Consider the following 17,762-nt stretch of genomic DNA (forward strand, 5'->3'; position numbering starts at 1 on the left):
TTCTAGAACTCGTAGCCGATCCGCACGCCATAGGTGCGCGGGTCGGAACGGAATGTGTCATACCCGATAAAGCCATAGCCTGAGACGGCATAGTCTTCATCGGTCAAGTTCCGTCCCCATACGGTCAAGCTGAAACCGGTATCCGTAAACACGAAGTTCGCCTCTGCCTGCAGGGTCGTGAAGCCGTCCTGCATGCGGCTGTCCAGGCCCTCTGGGTCGAGATAGTAATCACCGCGATACTTGGCGTGTGCGGCGAGGCTGGCCTCGATCGTTTCCGTAACCGCGAACTCGTAGCGTCCGCCGAGGGTGGCGGAGACATCTGGTGCGAAGGGGAGGGGGTTGCCGTCAAATGTGTCGGCATTTCCGCCAATGTCGGACGACTGATCAATCTCGGTTTCCAGAAGCGTCAAGCCACCATCCAGCGAAAGTTGTTCCGTAGCCTGCCATGCCAAATCGACTTCCACCCCGTAGGATGTCGCTTCATCAAGATTGGACAGCGAGTTGGACGTAATGCTCGAACCGTCGGGCAAGGCGAAGTTCACGAAGATGCGCGCCTGCGGGTCTTGATAATCCTGAAGAAATGCAGCGATGCTGTAAGTGAACGTATCGTCTGGTCGGCTCTTGTAGCCGACCTCATAGGCTGTGACGGTCTCTGCGTCGAACAAGCCCGCATCAGCGAAATGAGTGGCGTTATTCTGGACTTCGCCATTGAAGCCGCCCGATTTGTAGCTGTTGGAAACCGAGACATAAGCGTTGCCTTGGCCGAGTTCGTAGGCGAGGGCCGCGTTGCCCGAAAGCCGCGTCTCTTCGATCTCGTTCGCGCCTGCCGCCAGGCCGAGACCCCCGACATTGTTGAAGCCAATCGTGCCATCCTCAAAGATGTGACGGCCGCTTCCCTGACCCTCAATCCGCTCATGCGTTACCCGCGCGCCGAGTGTAGCGGTCAACCGATCAGAGAGGTCGAATTCATTATAGGTGAAGGCGGCCAGAGCCGAACGGTCCTGCCTGATATCTGTGATCAGAGTCATCGCCCGTGCATCTGAGGTCGGGGTTGGCCCTGCCCGGCTGGCGGCGCCGACATAAGGACAGGTGCCGAGCAGCGTGTCGGCATCCAGGTCGCCGCACCAGATCGTATAGGTCTGGCTGAAATCTTCCAGCGATCCCGAAACACCGATCATGGTGCTGGCGCCGTCCCAGTCTGTCTGCAGGCGGAATTCCTGCGAGTACTGCCGGAAGTCGCGGATATAGGCGAGGTTGGCGTTGAAGTTCGGATTGTCGAACAGGGCGACGGCCCCGTCAAAGTCAAACCCGTAATCCTGATTGTACCCTTCGAAGGCCGTGAGAGATGTCAGCGTCCACCGCCCGACAGCGCGCTCATATTCTGCCGAGACACCATAGAATTCATTATCGGTATCCTGAACGCCGTCACGGCCCACCGCGATCTCATGGTCGTTAAGGTCAAGTGTATCATTGCGCGGCGCGGCATTGACGCCATTGTCTTCCTCATAGTGCGTGCGCACGAGCAGGGACCCACCAAGCGCCTTGTCCCAATTGAGGCCGAGGCGCAAACCGAATTCGTCCCGCACACCGCCCGCATCTTCCGGGCCGGCAATATTGTCGAGTGCGGCGTCGCGCGACAGGTACCGCCCGGCGAGGCGATAGCTGAAGCCATTATCGTAGTGCTCCCCATAGGCGCCATCCAGGTCAGCGCGATTCAGGTTGCCATAGCCCGCCCAAACATACCGGCGCTGGTCCTCGCCTGGTTTCGCGGAGATGAAATTAATCGCGCCCCCGGACGCGTTGCGGCCATACAGCGTGCCTTGCGGGCCTTTCAGAACTTCCACACGGGCAAGATCATACAGCATCAGGCCCGTCTGGACGTTGGTCGCCAGATAGACGCCATCGGAATAGACCGCAGCGGCGGTGGGCGTCAGGGCCTGATGGTCAACCGCGCCGATGCCGCGAATCTGGAAGGCGACCTGCGTACCGTTTGCGACAGCGGCCTCAACCCCGGTCAGCAGGTCAGTCATGTCCTCGGCACTGACATAAGCATCCGCCAGCGACAGATCCCTGGTATCAATCACGCTGACGGACATCGGAATGTCTGTCAGAGGCGTGGCGCTCGGGGTGGCGGTGGTGACGATCGTGTCCAGCCGGTTCACCGGGTCATCGGACTGGGCCGTGGCTGGGAGGGCAAAAGCGAGGAGGGCGAGCGGGGCGACTGAGCACTGAAATTTTTTCATGAGCGGCGATTACCAGCCGTTCAGAATGCGACGCAACTGCATTTAGCTGATGCCGAGGCTGCGTCAGCCAAAGCGACGTATTCTGGCAACACTATTACAGGATACAGGTTTAGCGCGGGGCGCGTTTTGCAAGGATGCGTTGCAGCGTCCGTCGGTGCATGTTCAGGCGGCGCGCGGTTTCCGAAACATTGTGATTACACAATTCGTACACGCGCTGAATATGCTCCCAACGGACACGGTCTGCAGACATCGGATTTTCCGGCGGAGCCGGTTTTTCGTCTGGCGAAGCCGTGAGCGCACGGATGATATCGTCAACATCCGCTGGTTTCGACAGATAATCGACGGCTCCGGCCTTCACAGCGGCGACTGCTGTCGCAATTGCGCCATATCCGGTGAGGATCACTGCGCGCGCGTCAGGACGGTGCTTTTGCAGGACTTCCACCACATCAAGACCGCTGCCATCTTCCAGGCGCAGATCCAGAACCGCGAAAGCGGGCGGGTTAAGACGGGCAATATCCTTGCCTTCAGAGACCGAAGATACTGCAGAGACCACGAAACCGCGTTGAGCCAGGGCACGGGCCATACGCTGCACAAAGGGGCCATCATCATCCATGACGAGACAGGAGCGGTCCTCAACATCCTTGAGGCTCTCGTGCAGATTTACGTTAACTGGCCGATCCATGATCTTATCCTTGGTGTAATATTGGCCATATAGGTCTGAACCGTCACTTAATCCAAGTCAGGCGCCTGCAAAAGAGTCAGTGGCCATAGGGTCTGGACCACAGCGCCGCGTTTCGGCGGCGTCCGGTTTCGCGTCGCAATGCGGCCACCTGTGCGCTCAATCAGCGTCTTGGCGATGAAGAATCCAAGCCCCATGTCACCCCCGCCCAGATGCGCCTCGCCGCGTTGAGAGACATAGGGCTCGCCCAGTTTCGGCAGCACTTCGGCGGCAAAGCCGGGGCCGTCATCGCTGATTGTGACCATGATCTGGTCTGCAGTCCAAGTCGCCACGACGTTCACGCGCGTATCGGCGAAACTCACCGCATTTTCGATGAAGGCACCCAGCGCGTGCAAAACTTCCGGACTGCGTTTCAGGGTCGGCGCACGTGGTGTGCCATCTTCAGCAGGTTCCGCCCGGACGGTCAGATCCACGCCCAACCCCTTGAATGGCGCAGCGGCCTCGGCCACCAGCGCATCCAGCGGGATTCGCGCATGCACGATGTCGGTTGCTTCGCGCGCTTCACGGATCGTGGCGAGGATCGCGCGGCACCGGTCGGCCTGTTCGGCAATCAGGATAATGTCCTCGGCGCGCGGATCCTCGGGGTCGAGATCCGCCTGCAATTCCTTCGCGACGAGATGGATCGTGGCAAGCGGGGTTCCCAACTCATGTGTGGTCATTGCAGACATTGCACCGAGCGCGGACAGGCGTTGCTCGCGCGCCATGACGACCCCCGCTGCATCGAGCGCGCGCACGAGCCGGGCCTCATCCTGACTGACCCGCGCCGCTGACAAGGCAAAGAAGACCACACCGACAGCAAGGGCTGCGAACTGGCCAAGCTGGAACAGAGGCGGCAGCGCAATCGAAGAGTTCGCCACACCCCAGGGCAGGGGCATGTGAATAAGCGGCATCAGGGCCGCCAATACCAAGGCAAGCAAAGCGATAAGGGAGGCCCTGAACGAGCTGAGACTGAGCGCAGCAACAGTCACGGGGGCAACCAGAAGCAACAGGAACGGGTTTGACAGTCCACCCGTCGCGGCGATCAGCGCAGCCAATTGTACCGTATCGAATGCCAATTGCAGGGTCGCCTCCCACCCGCGCGTCAGGCGCTGGCTCTGGAAGGCAAAAGACAGGAACACGTTCAACCAGGCCGACGCCGCAATGATCGACAGGCAGAGCGCAAGCGGCATTTCGAAGCCAAGTCCGAACGACACGAACAATACCGCTGCCGTTTGCCCGGCCACGGCCAGCCAGCGCAGCGTGATGAAAGTGCGCAAGCGCGTGCGCCCGAGGGCGGATTGCGCCGAGCCCAACCCTTCTGGGGGAAGGGTGAAGATCGCATCGTCGAGATCTATGTGTCCGTCGCGGGCCAAATCATCCATTAGCGCCTTATGCGGCAGCGTGACGCTTGCGCCAAGCGCCGCTTGCGGCGCATATCCCCCCTATGATGCTCAGATCGATTGCAACGTCATCCGCCCTGCTCGCCACCGCCGTATTGGCCGCCTGCTCTCCCGCCAGCGCGCCGGAGAAAGACTCCGCCGGAGCGGTAAAGTCCGGAGGTGCGCAGGCCAGTTGCCTCAGCCGTGCCTATCCGGAGATTGGCGGGCCGATCTCACTCGTCTCCGATTCCGGGGCGCGCGTGACGGAAGCCGATTTCAAAGGTCGTCCGACGCTGATCTATTTCGGGTTCACCTATTGCCCGGACGTCTGCCCGATGACGCTCGTCAATGTGGAGCGCGCCTATGAGCAGCTGCCCGAAAGTGTTGAGCCGCCGCAGACATTGCTCATTTCGGTGGATCCGGAACGGGACACGCCCGAAGTTCTGGCCAGCTATGTGAAGGCGCCGCGCTTTCCGAAAAACCTCGTCGGCCTGACGGGCACGCCAGAGGAAATTCGCGCGGCCGCGGATGAGTTCCTGTCGGACTTTTCTCGCGTAGAGCAATCTGAAAGCCAGTCCGAATACACAATGGACCATACGTCGCTGCTCTATCTGATGGATGAGAACTGGCAGTTGAAGACCTTCTTCACGCATGAAGACACGGCTGAAACCATCTCGGCCTGTCTCGGAGAGATCCTGCAGGATTAGGATGAAGGGCCCGACTTTTCCAGCCGGGCCCTGAACATCTTAGATGAACAGGCTTGCCGCGAAGAAGGCGAAGAACCCGCCAACCAGAAATGCGACAACGCTGACCCACCAGACGACCCAACTGAGCTGGCGCGCGCGCGTACACGCCCGTGCCTTCACCGGGTCAATTGGACAGGGCAGCGACCTTGCATGCCATTGCCAGGCCCCAGCCAACGCGATCATCAACGCTGCGACGCCGAACACGAGACCCTTGTTCTTGCCGAGCCAGGTGATCTGCGGCACGGCCTCGATCAGGCCTGCCATCACCGCGCCGGCGCCGATGCTGACCAGCAGGGCCGGTAGGGCGCAGCAGATCAGTGTTCCGGTTGAAGTGAACAGCGACAGGAAGGCAGGCAGGGTGCTGGGAGATTTTACGTCTTCGCTCATGCGTCGCCACCACGGTCGATGCTGACGAGCGAATAACCGGACTTGCGGATCAGCTTTTCGATCGTTTGATCATCCATCGTCGCGCCAGCCTTCAGGCCAAGGACGATTTCGCCATTGTCCAGGTCGACATTGACGCTTTCGACGGCGTCCTGCTTCTTGAACACCTTGCGGACGGCCTGTGCGCAAAAATCGCAGACGAGGCCGTTCACCTTGGCGGTGACGGTCTGGGCTGAAGCGGCCGGGTCGGCATCGGTATTGGGTTCAGCGACCATGTCGGCATGCGCCGAATGATCCATCTTGGAATGGTCCATCTTGGAATGATCCATCGTTTCATCAGCCAGTGCCGGAGCGGCGAGCAGGCAAAAAGCGAGGGACGCGAAAGCGGGTTTAATCAGTTTCATGAGTAGTATCCTTTGAAAGTCAGAACCGGACGATCCAGTTCGCGAGCAGCTCTTCGGTTTCCAGCGTGTAGCCGAGCTCGACCATCTGGACGCCCTTGAAGAACCGGACGAGGGGGGTTGTGGTAACGGGCTCATTGCTTTCGGGGTGGTTGTCCACCTGCAGCATCAACCATGTGTGAAGGTCGCCATAGTCGCCGATATACGGGGCAACGCCGACGCGGCCGCTATGGCGCACGCTCTTGTTGCCGGCATAGTCGGTGGCTTTTGCCTCATAGGAGGTGAACCAGCGGCGGGTCTCCCAGTCCGCGGCGAAAGCGGCAAAGCCGGACAGTTCAGGAGACTCACTCCCGAACGGATCGGCCTGACCCACACCCAATTTGAAATAGGTGTTCGCCTGGCTTGAAGGGCCGTTCCAGCGTTTCAGCAGCCGGTTGTATTGCAGGCCGGTGAACTGGACGTCTTCGGCCCAGTTACGCTCTGCATAGAACCCGATCGAGTCCGATGCGGTGGGTGAATAGTGTGCATGCAGCGAGGAGGAATCTCCATTGTTCATCTGCATGACCGTCCAGCCGCCTGGGTAGGAGACGGGACGGGCCTCTGCCATGGGAGCGAGCGCCGCCCATGTTAGACAGGCCGCGAAAGGCGCGGCGCGGGAAAGGAAGGACAAGGCCTTCTCCTTTGTTCCGGGTTGATCCTGAGATTATGAGAGGATCATCAGGCCCGGGGAGGAGGCGGCTCCGGAACGGATGCGACCGAGATTGGCGTCGCATCCAGAGGAATATTGAACAGGGGCGGGTAAAGGTCGCTATGGCCTTCAGGTGCTGCCGCTATCGGCAGGGCGGCGACGATCGCCGGACAGCAACAAGCCGTATCGTGCGATGGCCCGTCCTGATCTTTTGGCTGGGAGTGGTCCATGGACCCCATCCCCATGTCGCAATCCCCATTCATTGCAGGCATCACATGCGTCATCTGGCCCGCATCCGATGCAGGACAGCTGTCCTGCGCGGCGCTTGCCGTACCGGATGCGATCAGCAACAGGCTGAGGCAAAGAAGGGCGATCCTTTGGAACATCGTCGTTTTCTATCTCGCACGATAGCTGCGCCGTCAAATGACCTTTCAGTGAGCTATTGTGCCACCCAGCCGCCGTCCATGGAGAGGTCGGCCCCATTGATCTGGTCAGCATCCGGCGAGCAGAGGAAGGCAACGAAGCCGCCAATCTGCTCGGCAGTCACGAATTCCTTGGTTGGCTGGGCGGCGAGCAGCACGTTTTTCACAACTTCATCACGCGTCATGCCGCGCGCCTTTGCCGTATCGTCGATCTGGCCATCGACCAGCGGCGTGTGGACATAGCCGGGACAGACCAGATTGCACCGTACGCCGTGTTCCGCACCCTCCAGAGCCGTCACCTTGGTCAGGCCGGAAAGCCCATGCTTGGCCGCGACATAGGCTGACTTGAACGGGGAAGCGACCTTGGCGTGGGCGCTGCCGGTATTGATGATGCGGCCCCAGCCTTTTTCTTTCATGGGTCCAATCGCCATCCGGGTCGTGTGAAAGGCAGCTGACAAGTTCAGCGCCATGATCAGATCCCATTTGGCCACTGGGAATTCTTCGAGGGGTGACACAAATTGCGTGCCGGCATTGTTGACCAGAATATCGGTACCGCCAAAATCGGCTGTCACATAGGCCATCATCTCTTCAATCGCGTCCGGATTGGTCAGGTCAGCGCCTGAATAGCCGATCTGTACGCCGTGTTCCTTTCCCATTTCAGCCTGCAGGGCCTTGATCTCATCGGCGTCGCCAAATCCGTTCAGCACGACATTGCAGCCTTCCTGCGCAAGACGGTCTGCAATAGCCTTCCCGATCCCGCTGGTGGAGCCGGTAACGAGGGCGGTTTTCCCCTTGATCATGAATATGTCTCCTTGAGGCTGTGGCGTGCTATGGGTAGGAATAGGTCTGGCTCTGATAGAGCCGATTGATATTAGAGGAAATAGTGAGCGTTTATGGGCGGTGAAACTCTTGCCTTTGTCGAGGCATTCCCACGCTTTCTGTTATGGACAGCAGCGGCTGGCGCGATGCTTGCCATCGCCAGCACCATATACGTGCTGCTGACCCCGTGGAAGGAGCTGGCGCTCGTAAAGGAAGGCAATTCGGCCGCAGGATTTGCATTGGCCGGGGCCATTGTTGGTCTTGCGATCCCCATTGCCTCCTGTCTGGCCTCCAGTGTCACCCTGATAGACTTGGCCATCTGGGGGGTCGTCTCACTCCTGATCCAGCTCCTCGTCTACCGTCTCGTCGATGTCTTGCTCACCGATATTCCCAAACGGATCGAAAAGGAGGAGGCTGGCGCAGCCGTCGTCCTTGTTGCGGCAAAGCTGGCATCAGCCCTGATCATTGCAGCGGGTCTCTGGGACCCGGTCCTGCAGAGGTTCTAACGGAGGTACTCAGGCAGTGATGCGTTCGTTTGACTGGGTGATCTATGCATTGGTTCTGGGCGTCGTCGTCTGGACCATGTTTTCGCAGGATCCAAAAGCTGACGCACCTGAGCCGCCGCCAACCGTCCTGGAATCCGAAGGTCCGACCCTGCCGCCGCCGTCGCCATTGGACGAACAGGTGCTTGTCCAGGTCAGCGAGCCCAAGGACGGGATCGGCACTGCTTTCGCCGTGAACAAGAATGGTCAGTGGATCACGGCCCGGCATGTCGTGGACGGTTGCAACTCTGTCGGCCTGCTGGTGGCGCCCGGGCAATATGTGCCGGTCGACAGCATCGTCGTTGATCCAGATCATGACCTTGCCCTTCTTTCAACAGGTCGCAGCCCCAACTCGGTAAAACTTGATCTCGTATCTCCGCTTCGCATCGGCACGCATGGTTATCATGTTGGCTACCCCCAGGGACGACCGGGAGAAGTGGCTACGAAACTCATGTCCCGCTCGAAACTCATCACGCGCGGGCGCCGGGAAGGCGCTGAACCTATTCTTGCCTGGGCCGAGATTGGCCGGACGCGTGGCTTGAACGGTTCGTTGGGGGGAATTTCTGGCGGACCGGTCTTTGATGCGGGGGGAACTGTGCGCGGCGTGATCGTGGCCGAGAGCCCGCGGCGCGGGCGTATCTATACGGCTGCGCCGACATCTATAGATGCCTTCCTGACCAGCCTGAGCGTGGAACGCGAGGATGGCCCGACCGAGATTTTTGCCGAGGAGACTTACGGCCCGATGTCAGACAATGCCCGCCGCCGTCTTCAGGTCGTGAAAGTGGCCTGCCGGGTCACCCCATGACCAGCTTTGCCTCTCGCCTCATCGCTGGCGCGCGCCAGTTGGGCCCACTCTGCGTGGGTATCGACCCGCATCCTGGCCGTATCCCGGACCTGTTCGGCGGGGACACGCCCGAAGGGGTGGCCGCTTGGGGCGAAGCAGTCGTGGCGGCGGCGGCCGGACGCGCCTGCGTGGTCAAGCCGCAAGTCGGCCTGTTTGAGCGGCACGGGCCTGACGGAATGCGCGCATTGCAACGCGTCTGCGAAGCTTCAAGAGAGGCGGGCCTTCTTGTTCTCGCGGATGCCAAGCGCGGCGACATCGGGACAACAGCCAGAGGCTATGCAGCCGCATACTTGTCAGAAGCGGCGCCGTTCCCCTCCGATGCCGTGACGGTAAACCCTTATATGGGCCTCGATACGTTGGAGCCCTTCCTCGAAGAGGCCGAGGCAAACGGCAAGGGGGTCGTCGTGCTCGCGCGCACGTCCAATCCCGGCTCAGCCGATTTTCAGGCGAGAGACCTTGAGGGCGCCCCACTCTATGCACGCGTCGTTGAGGCGCTCGCCCCGGCGATCCAGCGCCTGAAGGGGGCGGGCGAATGGTCCAGCCTGATGCTGGTGGCGGGCGCGACGGGCCCGGGTGAGGCCCGCCAATTGCGACAGCTCGCGCCGGACGCGCTGTTTCTGGTGCCGGGCTATGGCGCGCAGGGCGGCGGGGCCGAAGATGCGCTTGCGGGATTCAAGGCGGTTTCAAATCGCCTCGAAGGCGGCGTCGTGAATGCATCGCGCTCCGTCACATTCCCGGCCGGATCAGACACCGTAGAAAGCCAAGCCGACTGGCACGCGCTCATTGTGGCCGCCATTGAAGCTGCTCAGACTGATCTCTCCATACATGCCGGACGCGTGCCTGTAGCGTCGGGCTGACCTTAAGACAGGCCTCGACAATCGGCCTGCCTCATCTACTCTTTCCTGTGAGCGCGGCGTAAGACCGTTTTGAGGAAACAGACAGGGGAGTGAAACGGCCATGGCGAACTGGCAGTCCACCTTGATTGCGGGAGCATCCTTCGCAATCCTTGCCGCCTGCGGGCAGGCAAAAACAGCAGACACTGAGACACCTTCGGAACCGGAAGCCTTTGCGGCGGTCGACACGAACCGGATAAGTACCGCGAGCGCAGCTGACGAATGGCTGACATATGGTGGGACTTATGACGAGCAGCGCCATTCGAGCCTGATAGATGTGAACAAGGAAACCGTCGCAGACCTGGGCGTCGCGTGGACTTATGACCTTGCCACCAATCGCGGCGTGGAATCGACGCCGATTGTCGTGGACGGCGTGATGTACGTCACCTCTGCCTGGTCGCTGGTCTATGCGCTTGATGCCAAGACGGGTGAGGAATTGTGGGTTTACGATCCGGATGTGGACCGCGCCGTCGGCGTGAAAGCCTGCTGCGATGTCGTAAACCGTGGCGTGGCTGTTTATGACGGCAAGGTCTTCGTGGGCGTGATTGATGGGCGGCTCGAAGCGCTTGATGCCGAAACGGGCGAAGTTGTCTGGAGCAAGGTCACCGTTGATCAGTCCAAGCCCTATACGATCACCGGTGCGCCGCGTGTGGTGAATGGCAAAGTGTTGATTGGCAATGGCGGCGCCGAGCTCGGCGTGCGCGGTTATCTTTCGGCTTATGATGCCAATACCGGAGACAAGGTCTGGCGGTTCTACACTGTTCCGAACCCGGAGAAACAGCCAGACGGCGAGATCTCGGACGCAGCCTTTGAAGACATCGGCAATGTCACCTGGGGTGACGAAGGCGCTTGGGTCACCGATGGTGGCGGCGGAACTGTCTGGGACTCCATCGTCTATGATGAGGTCAACGACCAGATCATCTTCGGGGTCGGCAATGGTTCGCCGTGGAACCGGGAATTCCGCGATCCGTCTGGTGGCGACAATCTCTTCCTGTCCTCCATCGTTGCGGTGGATGCCGAAACCGGTGCGTACAAGTGGCATTTCCAGACCACACCCGGCGACAATTGGGACTATACAGCCACGCAGACCATCATTCTGGCAGACTTGCCTGTTGGTGAAGATGGTGAAGCGCGCCGTGTCGCGATGCAGGCTCCGAAGAATGGCTTCTTCTACGTACTGGACGCGGAATCCGGCGAGTTCATCTCCGGCGATGCGTTCGTGCCGATGAACTGGGCAGAGGGCCTCGACGAAAACGGTCGTCCGATTGAAATCGCCGATGCACGGTATGGCGCCGTCCCTTACGAGCAGCTGCCAGGCCCCCTCGGTGCACACAACTGGCATCCGATGGCCTTCAATCCGGATTTGAACCTCGCCTATATTCCAGCGCAGGAAATTCCTCAGGCCTATGCTCGCGATCCGCGCTTCGAGACCCAGCCTGTCGGCTGGAATACGGGCGCAGACTTCTCTGCTGGCGTCCCGCCGATCGCGCCGCCGGAAGTCGCCAAATTCCTGCGCTCAACCCTCAAGGGACGCTTGATCGCATGGGATCCGATTGCCCGCGAAGCGCGCTGGTCGGTGGAACATGGCAATGCCTGGAATGGCGGCGTGCTGTCCACGGCAGGCGGTCTGGTTTTCCAGGGCAAGCTGAATGGCGACTTTGTCGCCTATGATGCCGAAACGGGCGACAAGCTCTGGAATCATGAACTCAAATCCGGCGGCGCGTCCGGCCCCGGCACCTACATGATCGATGGTGAGCAATACGTCACGATTACGACTGGTTGGGGCAGTGCCTTCGGTCTCTCTGCAGGCTTCGCCTATGATGAGACCGTGCCCTCTACAGTCGGCAAGGTCGTCACCTTCAAGCTGGGCGGCACGGGCGAAATCGCCGACCCGGATTTCCCGATGATCGACAAGACCCCGAAAGCCGACTCGTTCGGGGACGAGACCATGATCGCCGAGGGATCGGTTCACTATGCCCGTAACTGTACCGTCTGCCACGGTCCGCTGGCGGTCAGCTCGGGCGTTCTGCCGGACCTGCGCTGGTCGGCGATCAGTGGCAACGAAATGGCGTGGAAAGGTGTGGTGATCGACGGAAACCTCGCCGCCAATGGCATGGTCTCGTTCGCAGATCATCTGACGCCGGATCAGGTGGAATCGATCCGCGCCTATGTGCTGGCGCAGGCCCATGCCGCTGTCCCGGCTGGCTCCGGGGGCGAATGATCGAATTGTGAGTAGCGCGGCCTGCCGGGCCGCGCTACATACGCCGAATGCATATAGTCATCCTCATTCTGGGTATCCTGACAACGATCGGCATCTGGTCGTGGCGTATCCAGATGGCCCGCCGCGGCGCGAAAGTGGCGATGGATGCGGCGCGCACGCTTACGAATGCGCCTCGCCGCTTTGCCTTCAAATACAAGGCAGGCCGCAATGGCATCAGCCTGATCGAAGACCCGCGCGAAGCCGCCGCCGTCATGATGATGGAAGTTGCCCGTGGCCGGGAAGAGCCTCTGACCGAACGACAGGCGCGCATCATAGATGATGAGATGATGCAGAATTTCAGCTTCACCCAGGCTGAGGCTGATGAATTGTCCGCCCATGCGGCTTGGGTCACCAATTCCGCGCCGGATCCCCAGCGCGCCATGCACAAGCTGAGCGAATTGATCGTCAGTTCCCCGCAGCTTGGTCCGAAGGAAATTGTCGATCTCGACGCGATGCTGGTGGCGGTGTCCGAGGCGGAAGGCGTGCCGACGCGCGAACAACTGGCTCTCCTGCAAGTATTCCGGGACAAGGCAGGCCTCAAGACCTGAGTCTTCCAACCGCTCAAGAACGGTTGCGCCTTTCGCCCTGGCACAATAGGGAATTTGGCCATGTCAAAGTCACTTCCCAGCGAATACCGCGCCAAGGTTCTCAATGAGTCCTGGACGAATTTTTCCGTCCTGCGTCATGGCCGGTTTGATGGCCTGCTCGTTACCTCCAAGAATTCCGGTACGCACTGGCTGAAATACATGCTGGCAGTGGCGCTGGCGGAAACCCATGGCATTCCTCACCCGCAATACTTTTCGGAGAATGCGGTGCGCCCCTATATCGGTTGGCCGAAGGACGATGAGACCTTTCCGGAACTGCCGCGCCTGGCGTTCAGTCACACGATCCCCCACCATCTGGCCGAATGGGGCTGGGCCCGCAGCCTCGCCAGCCTGCCGCCATATGTGCTGGCTGTACGACACCCGATGGCGATCCTGGCCAGTCACCACGCCAAATGGGAGTACGACATCAAGGTTGACTGGTTGACCTATCTGAAGGGCGATCCGGGCGGATCGAAATATCGCTGCGATCTCTACTGGCTCGCGCGCTTCTGGAACCGTTGGGGTGATATTCGTGCGCGTCATGGCGACTCGATCCAGCTGATCCAGTATGAGCGGACCCAGAAAGACCCCCGCGCTGCGTTGGAAGCGGTCTCGAAGCATTGGTCTCTCGGGCTCAGTGCCGATGCCATCAATGTAGCGCTCGCGGCAGGCACGAAGGACGCCATGGCGCAGAAGATCGATCCGGATGCGGAGCCTAATGTGCTGCAGAACCGCAAGACACCGCTTACGGAACTCTTCACAGGCGAAGCACTGGATATCTACACAGATCATATCCGGACGCTGTTCCGGCATGATTTGGATTATGACCTGTTCAGCCTTCCGGCTTGAGATAGCCGCTTGAGCGTCCGTCGGCGGTGTATTTGATCCACCACGGTTCGGCTTCTGCCTGTTTCTCCAGTTCAAGGAAGACCGGGTCTTCAAGGATGGCCGTCGAATATTCGGCCGCGGCCCCTGTCAGGGGCAGGCCATAGGTGCGGAACCGCGTCACAACCGGCGTGTAGAACGCATCCGCAGCGCTCCATTTGCCGAACAGGTATGGGCCGCCATCGCCATGTTCAGTGCGCATCTGGTCCCACATGGTCTGGATGCGGGCAATGTCAGCCTCAAGACCTTCGGTCATTTCCGGCGTGGCTTCCCGGCCGCGAATATCCATCGGACAAGCCTTGCGCAGGGCGGGGAAACCCGCATGCATTTCGGAAGTCACCGCGCGGGCAATCGCCCGCTTGGCGGCATCTTCTGGCCAGACCTCTCCAGTCGGCGCCCAATCGGCGATCCATTCCGTGATCGCAAGGCTTTCCCAGACCGTGACATCATCCCAGATCAACAGTGGCACTTTTGCTGTCGGGCTGATCTCTTTCAGTTTTGCCGATGTGTCGGGAAAATCGAGCGGTACGATCACTTCTTCCACCGGCAGGCCCACGCGCCGCGCGGCAAGCAATGGCCTGATCGACCAGCTGGAATAGTTCAGATTTCCAAGGACGAGCTGTCTCATGCGCGCTTTCCTTGCCCGATCAGCCATTTCGTTTCGCGCACGTCCACGCGGTCGAACACTCCTGCCTTGTTATACGGGTCCTGCTCGGCCAATGCCTTGGCCGAGGCCAGGTCATCGGCCTCGACCAGGAAGACAGACCCGATCATCGCGCCATCCTCGGACAGCAGCGGCCCGGCCATGCGTAGCCGGTCCCCCAATCCTGCAGCCCATTCCAGATGGGCCGGCCGGGTCGCGGCGCGCAACTCGGCACCATTGGTTTCATTGTCCAGATTGTGAAAACAGAAAAGGCGCATGACGAACGACTCCGAATGAAGGCAAGATTTCCTGTTCGTATTGCACAATGCCTGCAACCTGCCCAGAGTCCGCAATAGTGGAACAAATGGGCTGAATGAATCATTGATCCTTCAGTAACAGGGAGTATGGTGGCGCCATGAACGATACAACAGACACCCGCCAACAGATCTTGGAAGCCGCGATGGAACGCATCGTTCACTACGGTTATTCCAAGACGACGATGTCGGAGATTGCCAAGGACTGCAACATGTCCGCGGGCAATATCTACCGCTTCTTCGCGTCCAAACTCGATATTGCCGAAGCCATCGGTCGCAAGTTCAATTCAGAACTCTACCAGACTTATGCCAGCATCTGTCGGAAGCCAATCACGGCGGCAGATCGTCTGCGCCAGTTTTTTGAGTTCAGCATGGTGCGTACCTATGAGGCACTGGAAGAAAAGGACAAGCTGGTCGAGCTTGCCGAGACGCTGGCAGATGAGCGGCCTCTGTTCATGAATGAACAGCTGGCCCAGGAGCGGGTCTATCTGGTTCAGATTCTCGAGAACGGCATTGAGGCCGGTGAGTTTCGTCCGCTCGACCGAAAGGAAGAGACGGCGGAAATGATTCAGGCATCGATGATGAAGTTTCGCTTTCCCCAGATGTTCTCGCACCTGACATTGCCGAAATTGAAGCGTGAACTGGCGGGTGTGATGGACCTGGTTCTGGCTGGATTGTCAGCTGGCGCGGTCGTTCCGGAGCGTCAGATAGATAAATTCTGAATAATTTCGTTTTTGTTCATTGATAAATATTCAGATGATTGCTATATGGTAGTCAACGGCAGCGATGGTCGCTGTCGGTAAATGCTGAAAGACCAAATCAATGACATTGTCCAAGACCGAAGCTCGCCAGTCCCTGGCCGCCTTGCTTGCGGCGCTTCCTATGGCCATCGCCATCCTTGCGGCGACCTATTCGCTTGCTGAATTCGCGGTTTAGAATGCGGCCTGATCAGGCCTTGGCGCCCCGGCGGCCCGTGCCATAGACGGGCGCTGATTGCGCCGCCGCTTCATCGAGCGGCCAGCGGGGTCTCGCCCCGGTGCCAAGGTCCCCGGCCTCGCCTTTGACGAGGCCCGCCGCCAGTCTTTCCGCTCCGGCCAGAGCGATCATGGCGGCATTATCCGTACAATGTCTCAGGGGCGGCGCAATCAGGCGCGCACCTGCGCCTTTGGCCACGTCGTCCAGTGCGGCACGGATGGCCTTGTTGGCCGCGACGCCGCCCGCCACGACGAACCGCTTCGTGCCATCCTCACCCGGATCAAACGCCTCAAGCGCCAGCGCGGCTTTTGTGGCGAGAATGTCGGTCACCGCCGTCTGGAAACTCGCGCAGAGATCCATCATCCGATCCTCATTCATCTCGTCTTCGGCCGCGGCGCGCGCAACAGCCGTCTTCAGCCCTGCAAAGCTCATATCGAGATCCGGCCTGTTCAGCAGCGGGCGGGGCAGGGCAAAAGCCTCTGGATTGCCCCCCTCTGCGAGGCGCTCGACCGCAGGCCCGCCGGGAAATCCGAGCCCCAGCGTCTTGGCTGTCTTGTCGAAGGCTTCGCCCACCGCATCATCAATCGTCGAGCCGAGTCGGCGATAATTTCCGAGGTCGCGCACTTCCAGGAACTGGCAATGTCCGCCCGAAACAAGCAGCAGCAAATAGGGGAACGGGCAATCATTGCCGAGCCGAGGGCTGAGCGCGTGCCCTTCCAGATGGTTGACCGCGATGAAGGGCTTTCCGGCTGCCTGCGCGATGGCCTTTCCGGTCATCATGCCCACCAGCACGCCGCCGATCAGGCCGGGACCGGACGTGGCGGCGATCCCGTCTAGCGCTGAATAGGAAATGCCTGCTTCATGCATCGCGGCTTTCACGGTCAAATCAGCCAGTTCGGCGTGTGCGCGCGCAGCGATTTCCGGTACCACACCCAGATAGGGCGCGTGTTCTTCCAGTTGCGTGCGGATCACGTCCGAGACCAGCTCTGCCCGGCCATCGGTCAGGCGCAGCACAGCCGCGGCCGTCTCGTCACAGCTTGTCTCGATGCCCAGAACTGTCAGCGTCTTGCTCATCCGCTGCATGTAGGACCCCAGAACGGATTTGGAAAGCGCCCCCCGCAGGCCCTATAGTCGAAGGAAAAGACCGGGAGGCAGAAGTTTGGCGAAACCGTTTCGATGGAACATCGCACAGCGCGAGCAATTGGGCGGCCTGATTACAGGCGCGACCGAGACGCGCTCATTGAACGACATGTTCCTTGAATCCCTGCGATCCACGGCTGCCCGCATTCTGGCACATGCGAACCGGTCGGACCTCGCCTTTATCGGGAGGACGCCCGAAAACCTGTATGATTATCTGTCTGGCTGTTTCGAAGGGCTGCGCGACACGCCGCGGCTTCACCTCATCCAGTACTCTCTGCGCAATGCAAGCGCGGTCGATCAATTGCCGGAACCGGCATTGCAGGGTCTGTTCGAGTATCTCACCGCCGAAGGTCTCGGCCCCAAGGCGATCGCCACCGGTTCGCGCCCCATTGCCCTGGTCGACTTTGTTGCCTCCGGCCGAACGATGGAGGGCCTGATCCGCCTCATGAAACTGCAAGCCGAGCGGGAAGGACAAGACTGGACCGCCGTTCAGCGCCGCCTACGCATCATCGGGCTGCGCGTGCGCACAAAGAATTCCCCCAACACCTGGCGCTGGCAACAGCATCAGGACTGGCTGCATTTCATTCCGGATGCGATCATTCGAAATGTTTCCGCGCCTGCAGCCTTCCTCCATTATCTCGGCAATGATCAGCCCAAAGTGACCGCCAGCTTTCATCCGGGCCGCTGGGCGGAGGAGGAGGGCGCCGCCCGCCGACCGAACAGCGACCAGCAGGCTGCGCTGGGCTTTGCGGCGCAGCTCTATGATCTTGGTCGCACCCGCGAGGAACGCCAGAATCTTGCAAAGCGGATTGCCCGGCACCGCAAGATGAGCCAGCGCGCCACGCGTCGCCTCGTCCTGCGATTGCGCGGGGGCTGAGCCGA

The 17,762-nt window shown here is 60.2% G+C and carries 20 protein-coding genes; 9 read left to right on the forward strand and 11 right to left on the reverse strand.

What is annotated here, in order from left to right; all coding sequences use genetic code 11:
* Nucleotides 1–2: 2 nt before the first annotated feature.
* The 3 genes from B3527_RS15315 to B3527_RS15325 all read right to left on the reverse strand — a co-directional run bounded on the left by B3527_RS15315 (nucleotide 3) and on the right by B3527_RS15325 (nucleotide 4,343).
* Nucleotides 3–2,243, reverse strand: a complete 2,241-nt coding sequence (locus B3527_RS15315) for a TonB-dependent receptor (RefSeq protein WP_290480415.1) — start codon at nucleotides 2,241–2,243, stop codon at nucleotides 3–5.
* Nucleotides 2,244–2,352: 109 nt separating this feature from the next.
* Entirely contained in the window at nucleotides 2,353–2,925 is a 573-nt protein-coding gene (locus B3527_RS15320) for an ActR/PrrA/RegA family redox response regulator transcription factor (RefSeq protein ID WP_035549182.1), read from the reverse strand.
* 47 nt (nucleotides 2,926–2,972) lie between these two features.
* A complete protein-coding gene (locus B3527_RS15325; RefSeq protein WP_290480416.1) occupies nucleotides 2,973–4,343 on the reverse strand; it encodes an ActS/PrrB/RegB family redox-sensitive histidine kinase in 1,371 nt (456 codons plus the stop codon).
* 62 nt (nucleotides 4,344–4,405) lie between these two features.
* Here B3527_RS15325 and B3527_RS15330 point away from each other — a divergent pair, with 62 nt between their 5' ends.
* Nucleotides 4,406–5,047 carry an SCO family protein gene (locus B3527_RS15330; RefSeq protein WP_273014033.1) on the forward strand — a complete coding sequence of 214 codons (642 nt, stop codon included), beginning with the start codon at nucleotides 4,406–4,408 and terminating at the stop codon, nucleotides 5,045–5,047.
* A gap of 39 nt (nucleotides 5,048–5,086) precedes the next feature.
* On the opposite strand, the gene B3527_RS15335 is transcribed toward B3527_RS15330, so the two are convergent.
* From B3527_RS15335 to B3527_RS15355, 5 genes are read right to left on the reverse strand one after another with little or no spacing between them, the layout of a single operon-like run.
* Nucleotides 5,087–5,473 carry a hypothetical protein gene (locus tag B3527_RS15335; protein ID WP_273014037.1) on the reverse strand — a complete coding sequence of 129 codons (387 nt, stop codon included), beginning with the start codon at nucleotides 5,471–5,473 and terminating at the stop codon, nucleotides 5,087–5,089.
* Nucleotides 5,470–5,874, reverse strand: coding sequence for a heavy-metal-associated domain-containing protein (locus tag B3527_RS15340; protein ID WP_290480417.1), 405 nt, complete (start codon nucleotides 5,872–5,874; stop codon nucleotides 5,470–5,472). The genes B3527_RS15335 and B3527_RS15340 overlap by 4 nt, the downstream gene beginning before the upstream one ends.
* A gap of 19 nt (nucleotides 5,875–5,893) precedes the next feature.
* A complete protein-coding gene (locus B3527_RS15345) occupies nucleotides 5,894–6,541 on the reverse strand; it encodes a hypothetical protein (RefSeq protein ID WP_290480418.1) in 648 nt (215 codons plus the stop codon).
* A gap of 47 nt (nucleotides 6,542–6,588) precedes the next feature.
* Nucleotides 6,589–6,945 carry a hypothetical protein gene (locus B3527_RS15350; protein ID WP_290480419.1) on the reverse strand — a complete coding sequence of 119 codons (357 nt, stop codon included), beginning with the start codon at nucleotides 6,943–6,945 and terminating at the stop codon, nucleotides 6,589–6,591.
* 53 nt (nucleotides 6,946–6,998) lie between these two features.
* Nucleotides 6,999–7,781: a 3-hydroxybutyrate dehydrogenase gene (locus tag B3527_RS15355; RefSeq protein ID WP_290480420.1), complete on the reverse strand. Its 783-nt coding sequence runs from the start codon at nucleotides 7,779–7,781 to the stop codon at nucleotides 6,999–7,001.
* Between the two features lie 93 nt (nucleotides 7,782–7,874).
* Here B3527_RS15355 and B3527_RS15360 point away from each other — a divergent pair, with 93 nt between their 5' ends.
* From B3527_RS15360 to B3527_RS15385, 6 genes are all read left to right on the forward strand, one after another.
* Complete coding sequence (locus tag B3527_RS15360) at nucleotides 7,875–8,306, forward strand: DUF350 domain-containing protein (protein ID WP_206991942.1); 432 nt, start codon at nucleotides 7,875–7,877, stop codon at nucleotides 8,304–8,306.
* Between the two features lie 19 nt (nucleotides 8,307–8,325).
* Nucleotides 8,326–9,147, forward strand: coding sequence for a S1 family peptidase (locus B3527_RS15365; RefSeq protein WP_034817667.1), 822 nt, complete (start codon nucleotides 8,326–8,328; stop codon nucleotides 9,145–9,147).
* Nucleotides 9,144–10,043, forward strand: a complete 900-nt coding sequence (gene pyrF, locus B3527_RS15370) for an orotidine-5'-phosphate decarboxylase (protein WP_290480421.1) — start codon at nucleotides 9,144–9,146, stop codon at nucleotides 10,041–10,043. Before B3527_RS15365 ends, pyrF begins: the two co-directional genes overlap by 4 nt.
* 100 nt (nucleotides 10,044–10,143) lie before the next feature.
* Nucleotides 10,144–12,300: a PQQ-dependent dehydrogenase, methanol/ethanol family gene (locus B3527_RS15375; RefSeq protein ID WP_290480422.1), complete on the forward strand. Its 2,157-nt coding sequence runs from the start codon at nucleotides 10,144–10,146 to the stop codon at nucleotides 12,298–12,300.
* Between the two features lie 47 nt (nucleotides 12,301–12,347).
* Nucleotides 12,348–12,887 (forward strand): hypothetical protein, encoded by a 540-nt coding sequence (locus B3527_RS15380; RefSeq protein ID WP_290480423.1) that lies wholly within the window; start codon nucleotides 12,348–12,350, stop codon nucleotides 12,885–12,887.
* A gap of 60 nt (nucleotides 12,888–12,947) precedes the next feature.
* Nucleotides 12,948–13,772: a sulfotransferase family protein gene (locus B3527_RS15385; protein ID WP_206991945.1), complete on the forward strand. Its 825-nt coding sequence runs from the start codon at nucleotides 12,948–12,950 to the stop codon at nucleotides 13,770–13,772.
* On the opposite strand, the gene B3527_RS15390 is transcribed toward B3527_RS15385, so the two are convergent.
* Entirely contained in the window at nucleotides 13,756–14,436 is a 681-nt protein-coding gene (locus B3527_RS15390; RefSeq protein ID WP_290480424.1) for a glutathione S-transferase family protein, read from the reverse strand. The genes B3527_RS15385 and B3527_RS15390 overlap by 17 nt on opposite strands.
* Nucleotides 14,433–14,729 carry a YciI family protein gene (locus B3527_RS15395; RefSeq protein WP_290480425.1) on the reverse strand — a complete coding sequence of 99 codons (297 nt, stop codon included), beginning with the start codon at nucleotides 14,727–14,729 and terminating at the stop codon, nucleotides 14,433–14,435. The genes B3527_RS15390 and B3527_RS15395 overlap by 4 nt, the downstream gene beginning before the upstream one ends.
* A 137-nt stretch (nucleotides 14,730–14,866) precedes the next feature.
* On the opposite strand from B3527_RS15395, the gene B3527_RS15400 reads away from it, so the two are divergent.
* Nucleotides 14,867–15,487, forward strand: coding sequence for a TetR/AcrR family transcriptional regulator (locus B3527_RS15400; RefSeq protein WP_206991948.1), 621 nt, complete (start codon nucleotides 14,867–14,869; stop codon nucleotides 15,485–15,487).
* A 226-nt stretch (nucleotides 15,488–15,713) separates the two neighbouring features.
* On the opposite strand, the gene tsaD is transcribed toward B3527_RS15400, so the two are convergent.
* Nucleotides 15,714–16,823 carry a tRNA (adenosine(37)-N6)-threonylcarbamoyltransferase complex transferase subunit TsaD gene (gene tsaD / locus B3527_RS15405; protein WP_290480989.1) on the reverse strand — a complete coding sequence of 370 codons (1,110 nt, stop codon included), beginning with the start codon at nucleotides 16,821–16,823 and terminating at the stop codon, nucleotides 15,714–15,716.
* Nucleotides 16,824–16,899: 76 nt separating this feature from the next.
* Here tsaD and B3527_RS15410 point away from each other — a divergent pair, with 76 nt between their 5' ends.
* Complete coding sequence (locus B3527_RS15410; protein ID WP_206991950.1) at nucleotides 16,900–17,757, forward strand: hypothetical protein; 858 nt, start codon at nucleotides 16,900–16,902, stop codon at nucleotides 17,755–17,757.
* Nucleotides 17,758–17,762: the final 5 nt, after the last annotated feature.

Source organism: Hyphomonas sp. UBA4505 (assembly GCF_002388685.1).
Taxonomy (GTDB): Bacteria; Pseudomonadota; Alphaproteobacteria; order Caulobacterales; family Hyphomonadaceae; genus Hyphomonas.